The sequence below is a fragment of the Synechococcus sp. RC10B2 genome, from assembly GCF_047502635.1.
The window spans coordinates 1-1442 of record NZ_JANSHO010000071.1; the positions used below are offsets into that span (position 1 = coordinate 1).

Annotated in this window: 1 protein-coding gene; it reads left to right on the top strand. The window is 54.3% G+C overall.

The features are described from left to right. On the top strand, positions 1-992 hold a 992-nt coding region (locus NW855_RS10535; RefSeq protein ID WP_414508735.1), incomplete at its 5' end, for an iron uptake porin. Between the last annotated feature and the right edge of the window lie 450 nt (positions 993-1442).

Genomic DNA, 1442 nt, shown 5'->3' on the forward strand with positions numbered 1-1442 from the left:
ATGCTTCTTTTGTGGGTCGCGATCGCCTGCGCATTCGTCTCCAAGCTCGCGATGCGGTAACCACCTTCTTTGAGGGTGACCCAGGCGTTGGCTTCCAGGGGGGTGCGGGTGGTACCTTCACCCTTGCCCAGCTGGTTTATCAATTTCCTGCTTTCGACCGCGCTGCTACCATCTACACAGGTATTACAGGTACAGGGGTGTCTAGCGTTCTGCAGTACAGCACGCCCTTTGATGCCCTGTCGGACTTTGCCGATGCTCCCAACTCTACGGCAGATGTGCCCAGCGGAACCCTATTTGGCTTCCGCTATCGCCTGAGTGACCAGTTTCGTCTGTCCTATGCCTACAGCACCAGAAGAGGGCAAGCCTTGGGGAGAGGCTTTGGCGACAGTGGCTTGACAGGTGATGATAGCGCCCACGTCGTTGAGCTGGGCTTCTTGCCGACAAAGGGTCTGGAGTTCTACCTCCAATTTGCTTCCACCTACCTGCAGCAGGCGAACGACGGCCCCACCTTCCTGGCCACGGGTAAAAGTCTCTTCCGTGGACCGGTAAGAGGAACTCGGGTAGATGTCTCTGCACGGGTGAATGCTTTTACGTTCGCAGCCAACTGGGAGATCAGCCCTCGCATTACCTTGTCTGGCTGGTTTACGGCTGGCAATGTGGATTACAACCTGCCCAATGTGGTACCGGCTGGTACTGTTGATCCGGGAGAGGAAGACTTTAACGGTTTCCTCCTTGGCTTTGTTTTCCCCGACCTCTTCGTGGAGGGTGCCAAAGGTGGTATTGTGTTTGGCCAGCCAATTGTGACTGCCGACAACGATGGAGTGTGGGATACTCGCCCCTTCGTTGTGGACGTCTACTACAGCTTCCCGGTCAACGAGTACATTACTCTAACGCCTGCTGCCTACTTTGTGAGCAACCCCAATGGCGGCAGACCCGGAGACAACGACCCAACCATTGGCGTGGGGGCTTTGCGAGCTGTGTTTACTTTCTAGTTCCTAGCTCCTCACGCTTACAGCCAAATTGCCAGGCAGGGATCCACTACGGTGGATCCCTTCATTGAATAAGAATAATCAACTCCTCTGTGGGGATAAGGATGCTGGCATTGAAGAGCTTGAGGTTGAGCTTAAGACGAGGCCATGGGCTACAAAAAGCGCACTGCGTGAGATCTGCCCAGGTCTTTGCCACAGGCTCGGTGTAGGTGTGAGAATGGCGGGAACAGATACCCATGTCTTGGCCACAGATGTGGGGACACCGCATTAACTGTAGGGCAGGCCGGACAGCAAGAGGATGTGGACTTCGGCTGTATCATAATCTCCACATCATGTCTTCACCGAAGTCCGCAGTTGCCAGACTTGTTCTTGAGTTAGGCAATTGGTTACCTCTAGAAGACATCCCTACAGCCAAAAAGGTGTGAGGAAAAGAACAAGGAGAGAAACATGCCC